Consider the following 14,537-nt stretch of genomic DNA (forward strand, 5'->3'; position numbering starts at 1 on the left):
CCGGCCGGACCTTGCTCAGCAAGGTCCGGCCGGACTCGTGTCCGCCCGCTTTGCGGCTCTCGGTCAACTCGCCTCGAACGTAACCCTTTAACCGTTTCGCGCACCCCTGAAACGTGCGGGCGGAGGCACGCGAGGAAGCTTGTGCGCCCTTGACAGAGGGGTGTTCGATTGCCGACACATCGGGCCGGGTCCGGCGGATTGTGTTGCTGCGGACCGGTGACACGCCATAGAGTCGCCAATCGTCGGCATGGTGCCACGCTGACCTATCGATAAGTTTCCTGGTCACATCCAAGGAGGTAAGACGACTTGTGAATGAGTCGACATTTACTCCCGGGGGTGCCCGACCAGGAACGCCTGCGGCGGGCCAGGGCCCGTCGTCCGGTCTCGAGGCTGTCGGCTCCGTCGCTGTCCGCCCCTTCGCGACGCACCAGCACACGACGCACATGACGACAGCCCACACGATGAAGACGATGGACGGCCAACACGTGAACGCCACGGCCGGCAACGAGAGTGGCCGAGAGTCCACCCACTTCGCCGCCTACGAGGAAGTCCCCGAGGGGCACTTCTACGACCCCGATGCCGAGTACGAGCCCGATCCCGAGTACGCGGCCACCCTCGCGCCCGACGCTGCCCGACAGCGCCGCGAGAGGATCGGCCCCACCGGACGGCCGCTGCCGTACTTCCCGATCCCGGGCCCGCTGACCGACCACGGCCCCGCGAAGATCATCGCGATGTGCAACCAGAAGGGCGGCGTCGGCAAGACGACGTCGACCATCAACCTGGGCGCCGCGCTCGCCGAGTACGGACGACGCGTGCTGCTCGTCGACTTCGACCCGCAGGGCGCTCTGTCCGTAGGTCTCGGCGTGAACCCCATGGAGCTGGACCTGACGGTCTACAACCTCCTCATGGAACGAGGCATGTCGGCCGACGAGGTCCTCCTCAAGACCGCCGTGCCCAACATGGACCTGCTGCCGAGCAACATCGACCTCTCCGCCGCGGAAGTGCAGTTGGTGAGCGAGGTCGCGCGCGAGTCGACCCTGCAGCGCGCGCTGAAGCCGCTGATGTCCGACTACGACTACATCGTGATCGACTGTCAGCCGTCGCTCGGGCTGCTCACCGTCAACGCGCTGACCGCGGCGCACAAGGTGATAGTGCCGCTCGAGTGCGAGTTCTTCGCGCTGCGCGGAGTCGCGCTGCTGACCGAGACGATCGAGAAGGTCCAGGAGCGGCTCAACCCCGAGCTGGAGCTCGACGGCATCCTCGCCACCATGTACGACTCGCGGACCGTGCACAGCCGCGAGGTGCTGGCGCGGGTCGTCGAAGCATTCGACGACCACGTGTACCACACCGTGATCGGGCGGACCGTCCGCTTCCCGGAGACCACGGTCGCCGGTGAGCCCATCACGACGTACGCCTCGAACTCCGTCGGCGCCGCCGCGTACCGCCAGCTCGCCAGGGAGGTGCTCGCCCGGTGTCACGCCGAGTGAGTCTGCCCGGGGCCGACGAGCTGTTCCGTACGACCGGGGGCATGGCGCTGCAGGCGTCGTCCCCGCGCAAGCAGACGAACCCGAACGCCGGCGGTGAGCCGCGCGTCCCGACGCAGGGCGAGCCGGACGACTCGGCCGCGGCCGAGTCGCCGTCCCGGCCGCCCTCGTCGGCCGAGGCGTCGGCGCCGTCCGAGGAGCACTCCGCGGCGGACGCGGAGGCCTCCGGGGAGGGCCGCAGCCGGGCCACCGACGCCGCAGCCGCAGGCCGGTCCGGGTCCGCGGCGCCGCCCCAGGCGCGTCGCGCCCAGGAGGCCGCGCCCCGACGGCGGGGACGTGGCGCGAACCGCCGGCCCAGCGGGCGGGAGCGCCACGACGAGAAGATCACGGTCTACGTCTCCGCCGAGGAACTCATGGACCTCGAGCACGCGCGGCTCGTCCTCCGCGGCGAGCACGGCCTGGCCGTCGACCGCGGCCGGATCGTCCGCGAGGCGGTGGCGGTGGTCCTCGCGGACCTGGAGCAGCGGGGCGACGCGAGCATCCTCGTGAGACGCCTGCGGGGTCGCTGACCGGATAACCTGCGGGCGCGCCTGTACCTCCCGCCCCCTGGACCCACATGCCCCCGAACGACGACCCGCCCCGCCCCTCCCGCCGCCGCGCCCTGGGGCGGGGCCCGGGCACGTCGCCCCCGGCGGAGACCGCCCCTGCGCCTGGCGGCCCGGTTGGAACGGGAACCGGGGGAGAGCCCGTAGGCCGCGAGGAACGTGCGTGCGGGGGAGAGCCCGTGGGCCCCGAGGACCGCGCGCTTCGCGATGGCGAGAGGGGCGCGGAGGCGGTTCCGGCCCCGGCCCCGGTCGCTGCGCCTGGCGAGCCCTCGAGCCCCGCGCATCGTGCGCTGCGCGACGGCGTGCCGAGCACGGCGGCTGAGGCGGACGTGGCAGGTGCCGGGGACCGTGCGTGCGGGGGAGAGCCCGTGGGCCCCGAGGACCGCGCGCTTCGCGATGGCGACGGGGGCGCGGAGGCGGTCTTGGCCCCGGCCGCCGACGCCGGTTCGGCCGGGGCCGAGGGGGGCGTTGAGGCGGTTTCGGCCCTGACCCCGGTCGCTGCGCCTGGCGAGCCCTCGAGCCCCGCGCATCATGCGCTGCGCGACGGCGGGGCGGCCGCTCCCGCCTCTGGGGCCGGCGCAACCGACGCCGAGGACGCTTCGAGCGGCGGCACGCGCGAGCCGGACGCGCCCGGCGGCGGGTCCCCCGAGGGGGACGGGCGCTTCACGGTGCGGCTGGCGAACTTCGAAGGTCCCTTCGATCTGCTGCTGCAGCTCATCTCCAGGCACAAGCTCGACGTCACCGAGGTCGCCCTCTCCAGGGTCACCGACGAGTTCATGGCGTACATCCGCGCCATGGGGCCGGACTGGGATCTCGACCAGACCACCGAGTTCCTCGTCGTCGCCGCGACGCTGCTCGACCTCAAGGCCGCCCGGCTGCTGCCCGCCGCCGAGGTGGAGGACGAGGCCGACCTCGCGCTGCTCGAGGCGCGGGACCTGCTCTTCGCGCGACTGCTCCAGTACCGCGCGTACAAGCAGATCGCCGAGATCTTCGACGGGCGGCTGGACGAGGAGGCCAGGAGGTTCCCGCGTACCGTCGGGCTCGAGCCTCATCACGCCGAGCTGCTGCCCGACGTCGTCATCAGCATCGGGGCGGAGGGCTTCGCCAAGCTCGCGGTGAAGGCCATGCAGCCCAAGCCGAAGCCCCAGGTGTACGTGGACCACATCCACGCGCCCCTCGTCAGCGTCCGCGAGCAGGCCGAGGTCGTCGTCGGGCTGCTGAGGGAGCGCGGCCGGGCCACCTTCCGGGAGCTGACGGAAGGCGTCGACGACACCCTGACCGTCGTCGCCCGGTTCCTTGCCCTGCTGGAGCTCTACCGCGAGAAGGCCGTCGCGCTGGACCAGGGGGAGGCGCTGGGGGAGCTGACGGTGGTCTGGGCCGGCGCCGAAGCCGAATCGGTGACGGTGACGGACGAATTCGATCAAGTCGTGGAGGAGAAGCCATGAGCGACGACCTCAAGCCCGCCCTCGAGGCCGTTCTCATGGTCGTCGACGAGCCGGCCACCGAGGAGCACCTCGCCAAGGTGCTGGAGCGCCCGAGACGGCAGGTGTCGGACGCGCTGCGCGAGCTCGCGGACGAGTACACCGTGCAGAGGCGCGGCTTCGAGCTGCGGCTCGTCGCGGGCGGCTGGCGGTTCTACAGCCGCCCGGAGCACGCCGCCGCCGTGGAGCGCTTCGTGCTCGACGGCCAGCAGGCACGGCTCACCCAGGCCGCCCTGGAGACTCTCGCGGTCGTCGCGTACCGGCAGCCCGTGAGCCGGTCACGGGTCTCCGCGGTGCGTGGAGTGAACTGCGACGGCGTCATGCGCACCCTCCTTCAGCGGGGTCTCGTGGAGGAGGCGGGCGCGGAACCCGAAACAGGTGCGATCCTGTACAGGACGACGAACTACTTTCTGGAGCGGATGGGCCTGCGAGGCCTGGACGAGCTTCCGGAGCTCGCGCCCTTCCTACCGGAGGCGGACGCGATCGAGGCCGAGACGCAGGAAGGCGTTCCGTCGTTCGATCCGGACGCTCCGGACACAGACGACGCAGACAGACACTCAAACAATCAGACGGAATTTTGATGCGAAGCAGCAGCGGCAGGAACAGCAGCGGAAACAACGGCGGGAGCCGTGGTGGCAACAGCGGCGGCCGCGGCAACAGCGGCGGGCGCGGCAACTACAGGGGTGCCGGCAACAGCCGCGACGACCAGCAGAAGCGTGCGGGCAAGCCCCGTCCCGAGGAGCGCCGCTACGACGTGGGCGGCTCGCCGGAGGCGCCGAAGAAGGGGCGCGGCGGCGCGGCCCGCGGCGGAGCCAAGGGTGGCCCCAGGCAGTCGCCCCAGCGTGGCGGCGGCCGCACCGCTCCCGCGCGTTCGCGTGAGTACGACGCCCGCACCGAGGAGCGCAACCGGGAGCGTTACGCGAACAAGCCTGAGATCAAGACTCCCAAGACGTTCGGTGACGAGGAGGGCGAGCGGCTGCAAAAGGTGCTCGCCCGCGCCGGCATGGGTTCGCGCCGGGCCTGCGAGGAGCTGATCGACGCCGGCCGTGTCGAGGTCAACGGCAAGATCGTGATCGAGCAGGGCGTTCGCGTCGACCCCGAGAAGGACGAGATCAAGGTCGACGGTCTGACCGTCGCGACCCAGTCGCACCTCTTCTTCGCGCTGAACAAGCCCGCCGGTGTCGTCTCCACCATGGAGGACCCCGACGGCCGTCAGTGCCTCGGCGACTACGTCACCAACCGCGAGACCCGTCTGTTCCACGTCGGCCGGCTCGACACGGAGACCGAGGGCATCATCCTGCTCACCAACCACGGCGAGCTGGCCCACCGCCTCACCCACCCCAAGTACGGGGTGAAGAAGACGTACCTCGCCGCCATCCAGGGGCCGCTTCCGCGTGAACTGGGTAAGCGTCTCAAGGACGGCATCCCGCTCGAGGACGGCTACGCCAGGGCCGACCACTTCCGGGTGGTCGAGAACACCGGCAAGAACTACCTCGTCGAGGTCACCCTCCACGAGGGCCGCAAGCACATCGTGCGCCGCATGCTCGCCGAGGCGGGCTTCCCGGTCGACAAGCTGGTGCGGACCTCCTTCGGTCCGATCTCGCTCGGCGACCAGAAGTCCGGCTGGCTGCGGCGACTGACCAACACCGAGGTCGGCATGCTGATGAAGGAAGTCGGCCTGTAGGAGTCGGCCTGCAGGAGTCGGTCGGCCTGCAGGGGTGCCGGGAAACCGGCCCGTAGGAGAACAAACGCAGAGAAAGAGCCCGTGACCTGCCCTCAGGTCGCGGGCTCTTCGGCGTCCTACGGGCTTGTGGCGACCGCCACGTGAGCTTTATAGTCAACATGACTATTAGGGAGTCGGCGTGAGTCTCGCGGAATTTCTTCAGCCCCTGCAGCAGCCCCTGTTCACCGTGCTCGAAACCCCGGTGAGCTGGACCGAGTTCCTCGGCTTCGGCAGCGGCGCCCTCTGCGTGTGGCTCGTCGCCCGCCAGCACATGGCCAACTGGCCGATCGGCATCGCGAACAACGTCTTCTTCATCCTGCTCTTCACCCAAGCGGGCCTGTACGCCGACGCCGGCCTGCAGGTCGTCTTCATCACCCTCGCCGTGTACGGCTGGTGGGCCTGGACCCACGGGGGTGGCCCAGGCTCTGCCGTTCTGCCGGTGCGACGCACCACCCGCACCGAGTGGACCTGGCTGCTCGCGGCGGGGGTGGTGGGGACCCTCGCGCTGACCGTTCTCCTCGACCGGGCCACCGACTCGACCGTCGCCTTCTGGGACGCGCTGACCACCGCCCTCTCGCTGATGGCGACCTACGGCCAGTGCCGCAAGCGCGTCGAGTCGTGGTGGCTGTGGATCGCCGCCGACGTGGTGTACATACCGCTGTACGCGTACAAGGAGCTCTACCTCACCTCCCTGCTCTACGTCGGCTTCATGACCCTGTGCGTCCTCGGCCTGCGCAACTGGTCCCGCGACGTGTCCGCACGGCAGCCGGACGCCGTGGGGGTGAGCGCGTGAAGCGCTACGGACACGGCCTGGTGCTGGGCAAGTTCTATCCGCCGCACGCCGGCCACCACCATCTCGTACGGACCGCGGCCGACCGCTGCGAGCGCCTCACCGTCCTTGTGTGCGCCGCCTCCGTGGAGTCGTTGTCGCTCGAGGACCGGGTGGCCTGGATGAGCGAAGTGCACCCGGGAGTACGGGTCGTCGGCACGGTCGACGACATCCCCGTCGACGTCAACGACCCCGCCGTCTGGGACGCGCACATGGCCGTCTTCCGTGCTGCCGTGCCCGGACGCGTGGACGCCGTCTTCACCTCGGAGGCGTACGGAGAGGAGCTGGGCCGCCGCTTCGGCGCCGAGTCCGTCTGCGTCGACCCCGGCCGCAGTGTCTTCCCCGTATCCGGGACCGCCGTGCGCAAAGACCCCGTCGGCTGCTGGGACTTCCTCGAGCCCCCGGTGCGCGCCGCACTCGCCCGACGCGTGGTCGTCCTCGGCGCCGAGTCGACCGGTACCACCACGATGGCCTGGGCCCTCGCCGAGCACTACCGGCGGCGCGCCGGGGTCTGGGCACAAACCCGATATGTGCCGGAGTACGGGCGGGAGTTCAGCGAGCGCAAGCTGGCCGCCCTGCGGACGCTGCGTCCGGGCGCGAGCTGGGAAGAAGTCACGTTCGCGTCGGAGGAGTTCCCGCTCATCGCACGACGGCAGACACAGCTGGAGGAGGACGCGGCACGGGCCGGTTCGCCCGTCGTCTTCTGCGACACCGACGCCTTCGCCACCACCATCTGGCACCAGCGCTACATGGGCGGCCCCTACCCCGCCGCGCCCGAACCGCGCAGACAGCACCTGTGGCTGCTCACCGACCACGTCGGTGTCGGCTTCGAGGACGACGGGCTGCGCGACGGAGAGCACCTGCGGCCCTGGATGACAGGCCGCTTCCGGGAGGAACTGGCCCGCACCGGCCGCCGCACCGTCGAACTCACCGGACCGCACGAGCGGCGGCTCGCCACCGCCGTCGCAGCCGTCGACGCACTCATCGGCGAAGGCTGGGACCTCGCCGACCCTCTTCCGGAGACACCATGAGCGCCACGCGCCCGGCGGGCTACGACCCGTACGCCTTCGAACCCTTCGCCGTCACCGTCGACCTCGCCGTCTTCACCGTCCGGGAAGGCCGGCTGCTGGTCCTGCTCGTCGAACGCGGACAGGAGCCCTACCGGGGCGTCTGGGCGCTGCCGGGCGGCTTCCTGCTGCCCAGGGAGTCCGCCGAACAGGCCGCCCGCCGCGAACTGGCCGAGGAGACCGGCCTGACCGAGCAGACCGCCGCCGACCTCCACCTCGAACAACTGGGTACGTACAGCGACCCCGACCGCGACCCCAGGATGCGGGTCGTCTCCGTCGCCTACACCGCGCTCGTACCGGACCTGCCGGAGCCGCGCGGCGGCGGCGACGCCGCCCGTGCCCGGTGGACGCCGCTGCCGGCGGCCGCGCCTCCCCCGGCCTTCGGCCGGGGAGACCCCCGTCTCGCTCCACTCGCCTTCGACCACGACCGGATCCTCGCCGACGCGCTGGGCCGCATCGGTGCCAAGCTCGAATACACCTGTCTCGCCACCGCCTTCTGCCCGAGCGAGTTCACGCTCGGCGAGCTCCAGCAGGTGTACGAGACCGTCTGGGGCGTCGAACTCGACCGTCCCAACTTCCGGCGCAAGGTCCTCGCCACCCCCGGCTTCGTCGAGGCCGTCGAGGGCGAGCCGCGCCGCACCGGCGGCCGAGGGAAACCCGCCGCGCTCTACCGGGCGGGAGCCGCGTCCGCCCTGCACCCACCACTCCTGCGACCGGAGGGACGGCAACAGACATGACCACCACGAGGAGCACCAGGACCATCACCAAGCAGGCAGCCACCGGTTCGCTGACCGGGCTCGCGCTCGGCGACGCGCTCGGCTTCCCGACCGAGTTCAACGACGTGCCGTCGATCCTGGCCAAGTGCGGGCCGTGGCGGCGGATGGAACTGCCCACGCCGGCGATCGTCACCGACGACACCCAGATGACGCTCGCCCTCGCACGCGGCATCCGCACGGCGATGTCCCGCGGCCTGCTCGTCGCGTCCCGGCTCGTCGGGCCGGTGCGCGACGAGTTCGTCGGCTGGTACCACTCGCCGGACAACAACCGGGCCCCCGGCCGCACCTGCCTCGTCGCCTGCCAGAAACTCGACAGCGACCGGCCCTGGCAGGAAGCCAGCCAGATCGACTCCAAGGGCTGCGGAGCCAACATGCGCGTCGCTCCCGTCGGCCTCGTACCGGGCCTGAGCGAGGAACAGCGCGCCGGCGCGGCGCAGTTGCAGGCCGCACTCACCCACGGCCACCCGACGGCGCTCGCCGCGAGCGACCTCACCGCCCGCGCGGTGTACCTGCTGGCGCAGGGCGCCGAGCCGACCGGTCTGGTGGGCCAGCTGCGGTCGTACGCGTACGAGAACCGCAGCCGCTATCTGCACCGCTGGCTCGGCGACCTGTGGACGTACTCGCACGACCCGACGCCGGAGGCGTTCATCGCGCGCGGCTGGGACGAATGCCTGCAGATCCTGGAGCGGCTGGCCGCGGCGCTGCGCACGCCGGAGCCGGAGCTCGATCCCTGTCTGGCCACTGGCGAGGGCTGGATCGCGGAGGAGGCGCTCGCCACGGGCCTGCTGTGCTTCCTGACGTTCCCCGAGGAACCCCTGACGGCCCTGCGCCGCGCCGCGTGCACCAAGGGCGACTCCGACTCCATCGCCTGCCTCGCCGGCGCCTTCGCGGGCGCCCACCTGGGAGCCGGGGCATGGCCCAGCCAGTGGGCGGACCGGATCGAGTACCGGGGCGAACTCGTGACGCTGGGGGCGCTCTGGGACGCTTGATCCATGACCGAATCGCTCGACCTGGCCGATCTGCGCTCGGCGCTGCCCGCGCAGAACGGCGGGCTGCTCTTCGCCACCGTCTCCGGGGCGCATCTCTACGGATTCCCGTCCCGTGACTCGGACGTGGACCTGCGGGGCGTGCATCTCCTCCCCATCGCCGCTCTGCTGGGACTGCGCGAGCCCGAGGAGACGGTCACGCGGATGTGGGAGCGGGACGGCGTCGAGATGGACCTCGTCACCCACGACCTGCGCAAGTTCGTCCGGCTGATGCTGCGGCGCAACGGCTATGTGCTGGAGCAGCTGCTGTCGCCGCTCGTCGTCGAGACGAGCGAGGCGCACGCCGAGCTGGTGTCGCTCGCGCCGGAGGTGCTGACCTCGCATCACGCCCACCACTACCGGGGTTTCGCCGGCACCCAGTGGCGGCTGTACGAGAAGACCGGCGAGCTGAAGCCGCTGCTGTACACCTTCCGCGCGCTGCTGACGGGCATCCACCTGATGCGCACCGGCGAGGTACAGGCCCATCTGCCCACGCTGCTCGCACAGGTGCCGGCGCCCAGCCGGCTGCGGGACCTCATCGCCGCGAAGGCCGAGGCGGAGCACGGCTTCGCAGACGGAGTCGACAAGGAGCGGATGAGGGCGGACGTCGAGGCGTTGCATGGGGCGCTGGAGGAGGCGCAGGCGGCAACCGAGCTGCCCGACGAGCCGTCGGGGTTCAACGCGTTGGACGAGCTGGTGACGCGCACGCGCATGCGGTAACTGCTGGGCACCGCCCGGCGGACGAGTCGGTCGGTCACCCGGCCGACGCCCTCCGGGCCCTCACCAGGAAGTCCTCCACGCGGTCCCGGTCCGGTTCCGGAGGGAGGGGGGAGCCGGGGGTTGCCGCGTGCGCCTCTTCGGCGAGGCGGGTCATCCACGACTCCACCCGCTCCCACCGAACTTCGCCGCGCTTGACCTCCAGCAGGCGTTCGCGGTCTGCGCCCACATCGATCACCAGCTCGCCCGTGCGCAGCAGATCACGGCAACTGGCCAGCAGCCGCAGCAGATGCATCGCGTGCTTCCACCGCGGCGCGCCGTGCTGCCGCACGTCCGCCTCCAGCTTCCTGCGCTGGCCGGCGGCGTACCGGACGAACGTCTCGTACGCCCGGCGGGACAGGAACGCCCCGCGCAGGGACAGCAGTTCGCGGCCGGTGTCGTCGAGGTGCTCGACGAGGGGTGAGTGCAGGCACTCCAGGACGTTCGGGTTGGCGCGCAGGGCCAGCTCCAGGAAGCGTTCCAGCTCCCAGGAGAACTGCTCCTCGGCCGGCCCGTCGATGTGCGTGGGCGGCTTCTCGAAGCCCCAGAAGAGCCGCGTGGGAGCCAGGAACACCCCGCGCCGGTCGGTGTCGCTGTCGTCGGTGGCCAGCCCGAAGGCGCGCGAGCCCATGACACACGAGTAGACCGTGTGGTCGCTTACGAGTGTCTCGGGGTTCATGCGCGAGAGGGTACGTGACGAACCCCCGGCTCCTCGGACTACGTCAGCCGGATCGAGTCCCCGGAGACGGTGATCTGCTCCGGTGGCAGCGGCTTCGTCGCCGGGCCATCGGCGACGGTGCCGTCGGCGATCTTGAACTTGCTGTCGTGGCACGTGCAGTTGATCATGCCGCCGGTCACGTTCACGACCGTGCACCCCTGGTGTGGGCAGACCGCGGAGAACGCCTTGAACTCCCCGGCCTTCGGTTGGGTGACGACAACTTTCCTGTCGGCGAAGATCTTGCCGCCGCCGACCGGGATGTCGGCGGTACTGGCGAGTTCCTCGCCCGCGGCGGCGGGCGAGACGTCCTGCTCGGGCGTGCCCGGCGGCTGCGTGGCCGGGTCGTCCCCGCCACCGTCTCCGCCCCCGCAACCCGTCATCAGGGCGGCGGCGCCCGCCGCGCCCGCCGCCAGGACCGTCCGCCGGTGCGTGCTCATGGCAGTCTCCTCAAGCTCGTGACCCCGATCCGCTCGGGCACGAGCATCCTGACCCGGGAAGCGGCGCAGACGAAGCACCCCGGCAGCGTGTGTCCGCCCGCCGGCCCGGTGTGCGCCCGCTCAGTCCCAGGGGGTGAGCCGATGAGGACGGCCCTCCGCGTCCCGGCGAACCGCCAATACGGCTTGGACCGCCGAACGCTCCACGGGCCCGTACACGTGAGGGAACCGCCCCGCGGTCCCCTCGCGGCGGACCTCGGCCCCCCAACCGTGCTTCGTCGATGACCAGGACCAGCAGCTCCGGCACCTCGCGGTAGTGCGCGTCCGCCACGGCCGGCGCCGAGGGTTCGTCGGCGGAGCAGTGCACAAAGCCCTCGGCGGCCGGCGACGCGGGGGCGTACGGCCGCTCGGGGGCGGCGGTCCATTCGGCCGCGGGCACGACATGGAAGATCATGGGCCCAGTTGTCACGCAAACGCGGCGGGCCGCTGCCCGCCTCGTCTCGCAGGGCGGTCGCCGCGGCCGTCCCGCCGCGCGCTGACTACGCTGAAACCCGGAGCACCCGCGCAGGCAGGCACTGGCAAGCACTCAGGTGAGCACTAAGGAGCACGACGTGGCGGTACGAGCGGTCCGTGGAGCCGTCCAGCTGGAAAGGGACGACGCCGGACACATGGACGAGCAGGTCAGCGAGCTGCTCACCGCCATCCTGGAGCGCAACGGCCTGGTCCCCGACGATCTGATCAGCGTCTGGTTCACGGCCACCCCCGACCTCCACAGCGACTTCCCGGCCGCCGCGGCGCGCAAGCTCGGCATCGTCGACGTGCCGCTGATCTGCGCGCAGGAACTGGACATCGTCGGCGCCATGCCGCGTGTGGTGCGCATACTCGCCCATGTCGAGTCCGACCTGCCCAAGGCGGAGATCGCCCACGTCTACCTCGGCGCCGCAGCCGCCCTTCGCAAGGACATCGCCCAGTGAGAACCGCGCTCGTCATCGGAACCGGTCTGATCGGCACGTCCGCGGCGCTGGCCCTCGCGGGCCGCGGAGTCGCCGTGCACCTCGCGGACCACGACCCGGAGCGGGCCCGGACCGCCGCCGCTCTCGGCGCGGGCACGGAGGAGCAGCCGGAGGGACGCGTCGACCTGGCCGTCGTGGCCGTGCCGCCGGCGCACGTCGCCACGACGCTGGCCGACGCCATGCGTGCCGGCGTCGCCCGCGGCTACCTCGACGTCGCCAGCGTCAAGGGCGGCCCGCGGCGGGAGCTCGAGGCACTCGGCATCGACCTGTCCGGCTACATCGGGACCCATCCGATGTCCGGCAAGGAACGCTCCGGACCCCTGGCGGCCACCGCCGACCTCTTCGAGGGCAGGCCGTGGGTGCTGACACCCACTCGCGACACCGACACCGAGGTCCTCAACCTCGCGCTGGAGCTCGTCGCCCTGTGCCGGGCCGTCCCCGTCGTGATGGACGCCGACGCCCACGACAAGGCGGTCGCTCTCGTCTCCCACACTCCCCAGCTCATCTCCTCGATGGTCGCGGCGCGGCTCGAGGACGCCGACGACACCGCGGTACGGCTCTGCGGGCAGGGCATCCGGGATGTGACCCGTATCGCGGCCTCCGACCCCCGGATGTGGGTGGAGATCCTGTCCGCCAACCCCGGTCCGGTGGCCGATGTGCTGGCCGGGGTGGCTGCCGACCTCGACGAGACGGTCCGTGCGCTCAGGTCCCTGCAGTCCTCCGACGAGTCCAAGCGGCAGGACGGCGCCGAGGGCATCGAGGACGTCCTCCGCCGTGGCAACGCGGGACGGGTGCGGGTGCCCGGCAAGCACGGCACGGCGCCGGCGGCGTACGAGGTCGTCGCGGTGCTGATCAGCGACCAGCCCGGCGAGCTGGCCCGCATCTTCGCCGATACCGGGCGCGCCGGGGTGAACATCGAGGACGTCCGCATCGAGCACGCGACGGGGCAGCAGGCGGGTCTGGTCCAGCTCATGGTCGAACCCACGGCGGCGACGCTCCTGACGGCGGCCCTGCGGGAGCGGGGCTGGTCGATCCGCCAGTAGCCGACGACGCCGCACCCGACCGGCCGGCAGCCGACGGTCGGGTGCGGCCTTCGCACAGCGCCCGACCGCCTCCGCAGGCGCCCGGCCCGGCCCCCGGACGGGGGCCGGGCAGGCCCCTTGGACCGGCCCCGCCGGACGGGTGCAGAAGCGGTGGTCCGCACTCGGTAACCTTGTGCTGGGTGATTCGGCGTTCCCGCCCACCCACTCCCACCGACCTGGAAGGTGTCCGACACCGTGGAATCCGTGATCGTCGCCATCGATGGCCCCTCCGGCACGGGCAAGTCGAGCACCTCCAAGGCCGTCGCGTCCGCGCTGGGCCTGAGCTACCTCGACACCGGCGCGCAGTACCGAGCGATCACCTGGTGGATGATCAGCAACGGCATCGACGTGTCCGACCCCGCCGCGATCGCGAGCGCCGCCGGCAAGCCCGTGATCGAGTCCGGCACCGACCCGGACAAGCCGACGATCACCGTCGACGGCCTCGACGCCTCCGGGCCCATCCGCGACCAGGACGTCACCTCCAAGGTCAGCGCGGTCAGCGCCGTGCCCGAGGTGCGTACCCTGATCACCGAGCTGCAGCGTTCCATCGCCGCGGCCGCCGAGAAGGGGATCGTCGTCGAAGGCAGGGACATCGGCACCACCGTGCTGCCCGACGCCGACCTGAAGATCTTCCTGACCGCGTCCCCCGAGGCTCGTGCCGCCCGCCGCAGCGGCGAGCTCAAGGGCTCGGACGTCTCGGCCACCCGCGAGGCCCTGATCAAGCGGGACGCGGCCGACTCCAGCCGTAAGACGTCGCCGCTCGCGAAGGCGGACGACGCGGTCGAGGTCGACACCACCGACCTCACCCTTCAGCAGGTCATCGAGTGCGTCGTGACCCTCGTTGAGGAGAAGCGGGCCGTCAAGTGACCGTACCCTCGCAGAAGGGCGCGGCCGTCGGGCGGGGCATCGGCATCGGGCTGATGTACGGGTTGTGGAAGCCGCGTGTGCTGGGCGCGTGGCGGGTCCCGGCCGCCGGGCCGGTCATCCTCGCGGTGAACCACTCGCACAACATCGACGGGCCGATGCTCATGGGCACCGCGCCCCGGCCCGTGCACTTCCTGATCAAGAAGGAGGCGTTCGTCGGTCCTCTGGACCCGTTCCTGACCGGGATCGGGCAGATCAAGGTGGACCGCACGATCCCCGACCGCGCCGCCATCACCAGCGCCATCGGTGTGCTGGAGAACGGCGGCGTCCTCGGCATCTTTCCCGAGGGCACCAGAGGCGAGGGCGACTTCGCCGCGCTGCGCGCCGGGCTCGCGTACTTCGCGGTGCGCGGCGGCGCCCCGATCGTGCCGGTCGCGGTGCTGGGAAGCACCGAGCGCCGCGGGCGGTTGATACGGGCGCTGCCTCCGCTGCGCAGCAAGGTCGACGTCGTCTTCGGCGAGGCCTTCGAGGCCGGTGACGGCAGCGGACGCCGCACGCGCAAGGCGCTCGACGAAGCGACCGTGCGCATCCAGGAGCGGCTCACCGCCCACCTGGAAAACGCAAAGCGCCTCACTGGGCGCTAGGCCAGACTTGAGTAATGGACCGCCCAAGTGACGCGG

The 14,537-nt window shown here is 71.5% G+C and carries 17 protein-coding genes; 14 read left to right on the top strand and 3 right to left on the bottom strand.

What is annotated here, in order from left to right:
* Window positions 1-308 precede the first annotated feature (308 nt).
* The 10 genes from ACIQ7Q_RS33340 (at window position 309) to ACIQ7Q_RS33385 (ending at window position 9,710) form a co-directional block, all read left to right on the top strand.
* Window positions 309-1,487, top strand: a complete 1,179-nt coding sequence (locus ACIQ7Q_RS33340) for a ParA family protein (RefSeq protein ID WP_403870647.1) — start codon at window positions 309-311, stop codon at window positions 1,485-1,487.
* Window positions 1,472-2,053: a hypothetical protein gene (locus ACIQ7Q_RS33345; protein WP_403870650.1), complete on the top strand. Its 582-nt coding sequence runs from the start codon at window positions 1,472-1,474 to the stop codon at window positions 2,051-2,053. Before ACIQ7Q_RS33340 ends, ACIQ7Q_RS33345 begins: the two co-directional genes overlap by 16 nt.
* 47 nt (window positions 2,054-2,100) lie before the next feature.
* Window positions 2,101-3,534 (top strand): segregation/condensation protein A, encoded by a 1,434-nt coding sequence (locus tag ACIQ7Q_RS33350; RefSeq protein ID WP_403870653.1) that lies wholly within the window; start codon window positions 2,101-2,103, stop codon window positions 3,532-3,534.
* Window positions 3,531-4,151, top strand: a complete 621-nt coding sequence (gene scpB / locus ACIQ7Q_RS33355; RefSeq protein WP_403870656.1) for an SMC-Scp complex subunit ScpB — start codon at window positions 3,531-3,533, stop codon at window positions 4,149-4,151. The genes ACIQ7Q_RS33350 and scpB overlap by 4 nt, the downstream gene beginning before the upstream one ends.
* On the top strand, window positions 4,151-5,254 hold the full coding sequence (locus ACIQ7Q_RS33360; RefSeq protein ID WP_403870659.1) for a pseudouridine synthase: 1,104 nt from the start codon (window positions 4,151-4,153) through the stop codon (window positions 5,252-5,254). The genes scpB and ACIQ7Q_RS33360 overlap by 1 nt, the downstream gene beginning before the upstream one ends.
* 178 nt (window positions 5,255-5,432) lie before the next feature.
* The gene (gene pnuC / locus ACIQ7Q_RS33365; RefSeq protein ID WP_403870662.1) at window positions 5,433-6,086 is read left to right on the top strand and encodes a nicotinamide riboside transporter PnuC; all 654 of its coding nucleotides are present in this window, start codon (window positions 5,433-5,435) and stop codon (window positions 6,084-6,086) included.
* The gene (locus tag ACIQ7Q_RS33370; protein ID WP_403870665.1) at window positions 6,083-7,153 is read left to right on the top strand and encodes an AAA family ATPase; all 1,071 of its coding nucleotides are present in this window, start codon (window positions 6,083-6,085) and stop codon (window positions 7,151-7,153) included. Before pnuC ends, ACIQ7Q_RS33370 begins: the two co-directional genes overlap by 4 nt.
* Entirely contained in the window at window positions 7,150-7,926 is a 777-nt protein-coding gene (locus tag ACIQ7Q_RS33375; RefSeq protein WP_403870668.1) for an NUDIX hydrolase, read from the top strand. The genes ACIQ7Q_RS33370 and ACIQ7Q_RS33375 overlap by 4 nt, the downstream gene beginning before the upstream one ends.
* The gene (locus ACIQ7Q_RS33380) at window positions 7,923-8,954 is read left to right on the top strand and encodes an ADP-ribosylglycohydrolase family protein (protein WP_403870671.1); all 1,032 of its coding nucleotides are present in this window, start codon (window positions 7,923-7,925) and stop codon (window positions 8,952-8,954) included. Before ACIQ7Q_RS33375 ends, ACIQ7Q_RS33380 begins: the two co-directional genes overlap by 4 nt.
* Before the next feature lie 3 nt (window positions 8,955-8,957).
* A complete protein-coding gene (locus ACIQ7Q_RS33385) occupies window positions 8,958-9,710 on the top strand; it encodes a DNA polymerase beta superfamily protein (RefSeq protein WP_403870674.1) in 753 nt (250 codons plus the stop codon).
* A 34-nt stretch (window positions 9,711-9,744) separates the two neighbouring features.
* On the opposite strand, the gene ACIQ7Q_RS33390 is transcribed toward ACIQ7Q_RS33385, so the two are convergent.
* The 3 genes from ACIQ7Q_RS33390 to ACIQ7Q_RS33400 are packed head-to-tail and all read right to left on the bottom strand — an operon-like array spanning window position 9,745 to window position 11,352.
* Window positions 9,745-10,425, bottom strand: coding sequence for a DNA polymerase beta superfamily protein (locus ACIQ7Q_RS33390; protein ID WP_403870676.1), 681 nt, complete (start codon window positions 10,423-10,425; stop codon window positions 9,745-9,747).
* A gap of 38 nt (window positions 10,426-10,463) precedes the next feature.
* Window positions 10,464-10,901, bottom strand: coding sequence for a Rieske (2Fe-2S) protein (locus ACIQ7Q_RS33395; protein ID WP_403870679.1), 438 nt, complete (start codon window positions 10,899-10,901; stop codon window positions 10,464-10,466).
* A 10-nt stretch (window positions 10,902-10,911) separates the two neighbouring features.
* Window positions 10,912-11,352 (bottom strand): DUF952 domain-containing protein, encoded by a 441-nt coding sequence (locus tag ACIQ7Q_RS33400; RefSeq protein ID WP_403870682.1) that lies wholly within the window; start codon window positions 11,350-11,352, stop codon window positions 10,912-10,914.
* Window positions 11,353-11,509: 157 nt separating this feature from the next.
* Between ACIQ7Q_RS33400 and aroH the strand changes: the two genes are divergently transcribed.
* From aroH to ACIQ7Q_RS33420, 4 genes are all read left to right on the top strand, one after another.
* Window positions 11,510-11,872 (top strand): chorismate mutase, encoded by a 363-nt coding sequence (aroH, locus tag ACIQ7Q_RS33405; protein WP_403870685.1) that lies wholly within the window; start codon window positions 11,510-11,512, stop codon window positions 11,870-11,872.
* Window positions 11,869-12,954 carry a prephenate dehydrogenase gene (locus ACIQ7Q_RS33410; protein WP_403870688.1) on the top strand — a complete coding sequence of 362 codons (1,086 nt, stop codon included), beginning with the start codon at window positions 11,869-11,871 and terminating at the stop codon, window positions 12,952-12,954. The genes aroH and ACIQ7Q_RS33410 overlap by 4 nt, the downstream gene beginning before the upstream one ends.
* Window positions 12,955-13,176: 222 nt before the next feature.
* A complete protein-coding gene (gene cmk / locus ACIQ7Q_RS33415) occupies window positions 13,177-13,860 on the top strand; it encodes a (d)CMP kinase (protein ID WP_403870691.1) in 684 nt (227 codons plus the stop codon).
* Window positions 13,857-14,501, top strand: a complete 645-nt coding sequence (locus ACIQ7Q_RS33420; protein ID WP_403870693.1) for a lysophospholipid acyltransferase family protein — start codon at window positions 13,857-13,859, stop codon at window positions 14,499-14,501. The genes cmk and ACIQ7Q_RS33420 overlap by 4 nt, the downstream gene beginning before the upstream one ends.
* Window positions 14,502-14,537 lie beyond the last annotated feature (36 nt).

Origin of the sequence: Streptomyces sp. NPDC096176 (assembly GCF_044763255.1) — a bacterium.
Lineage (GTDB): Bacteria > Actinomycetota > Actinomycetes > Streptomycetales > Streptomycetaceae > Streptomyces.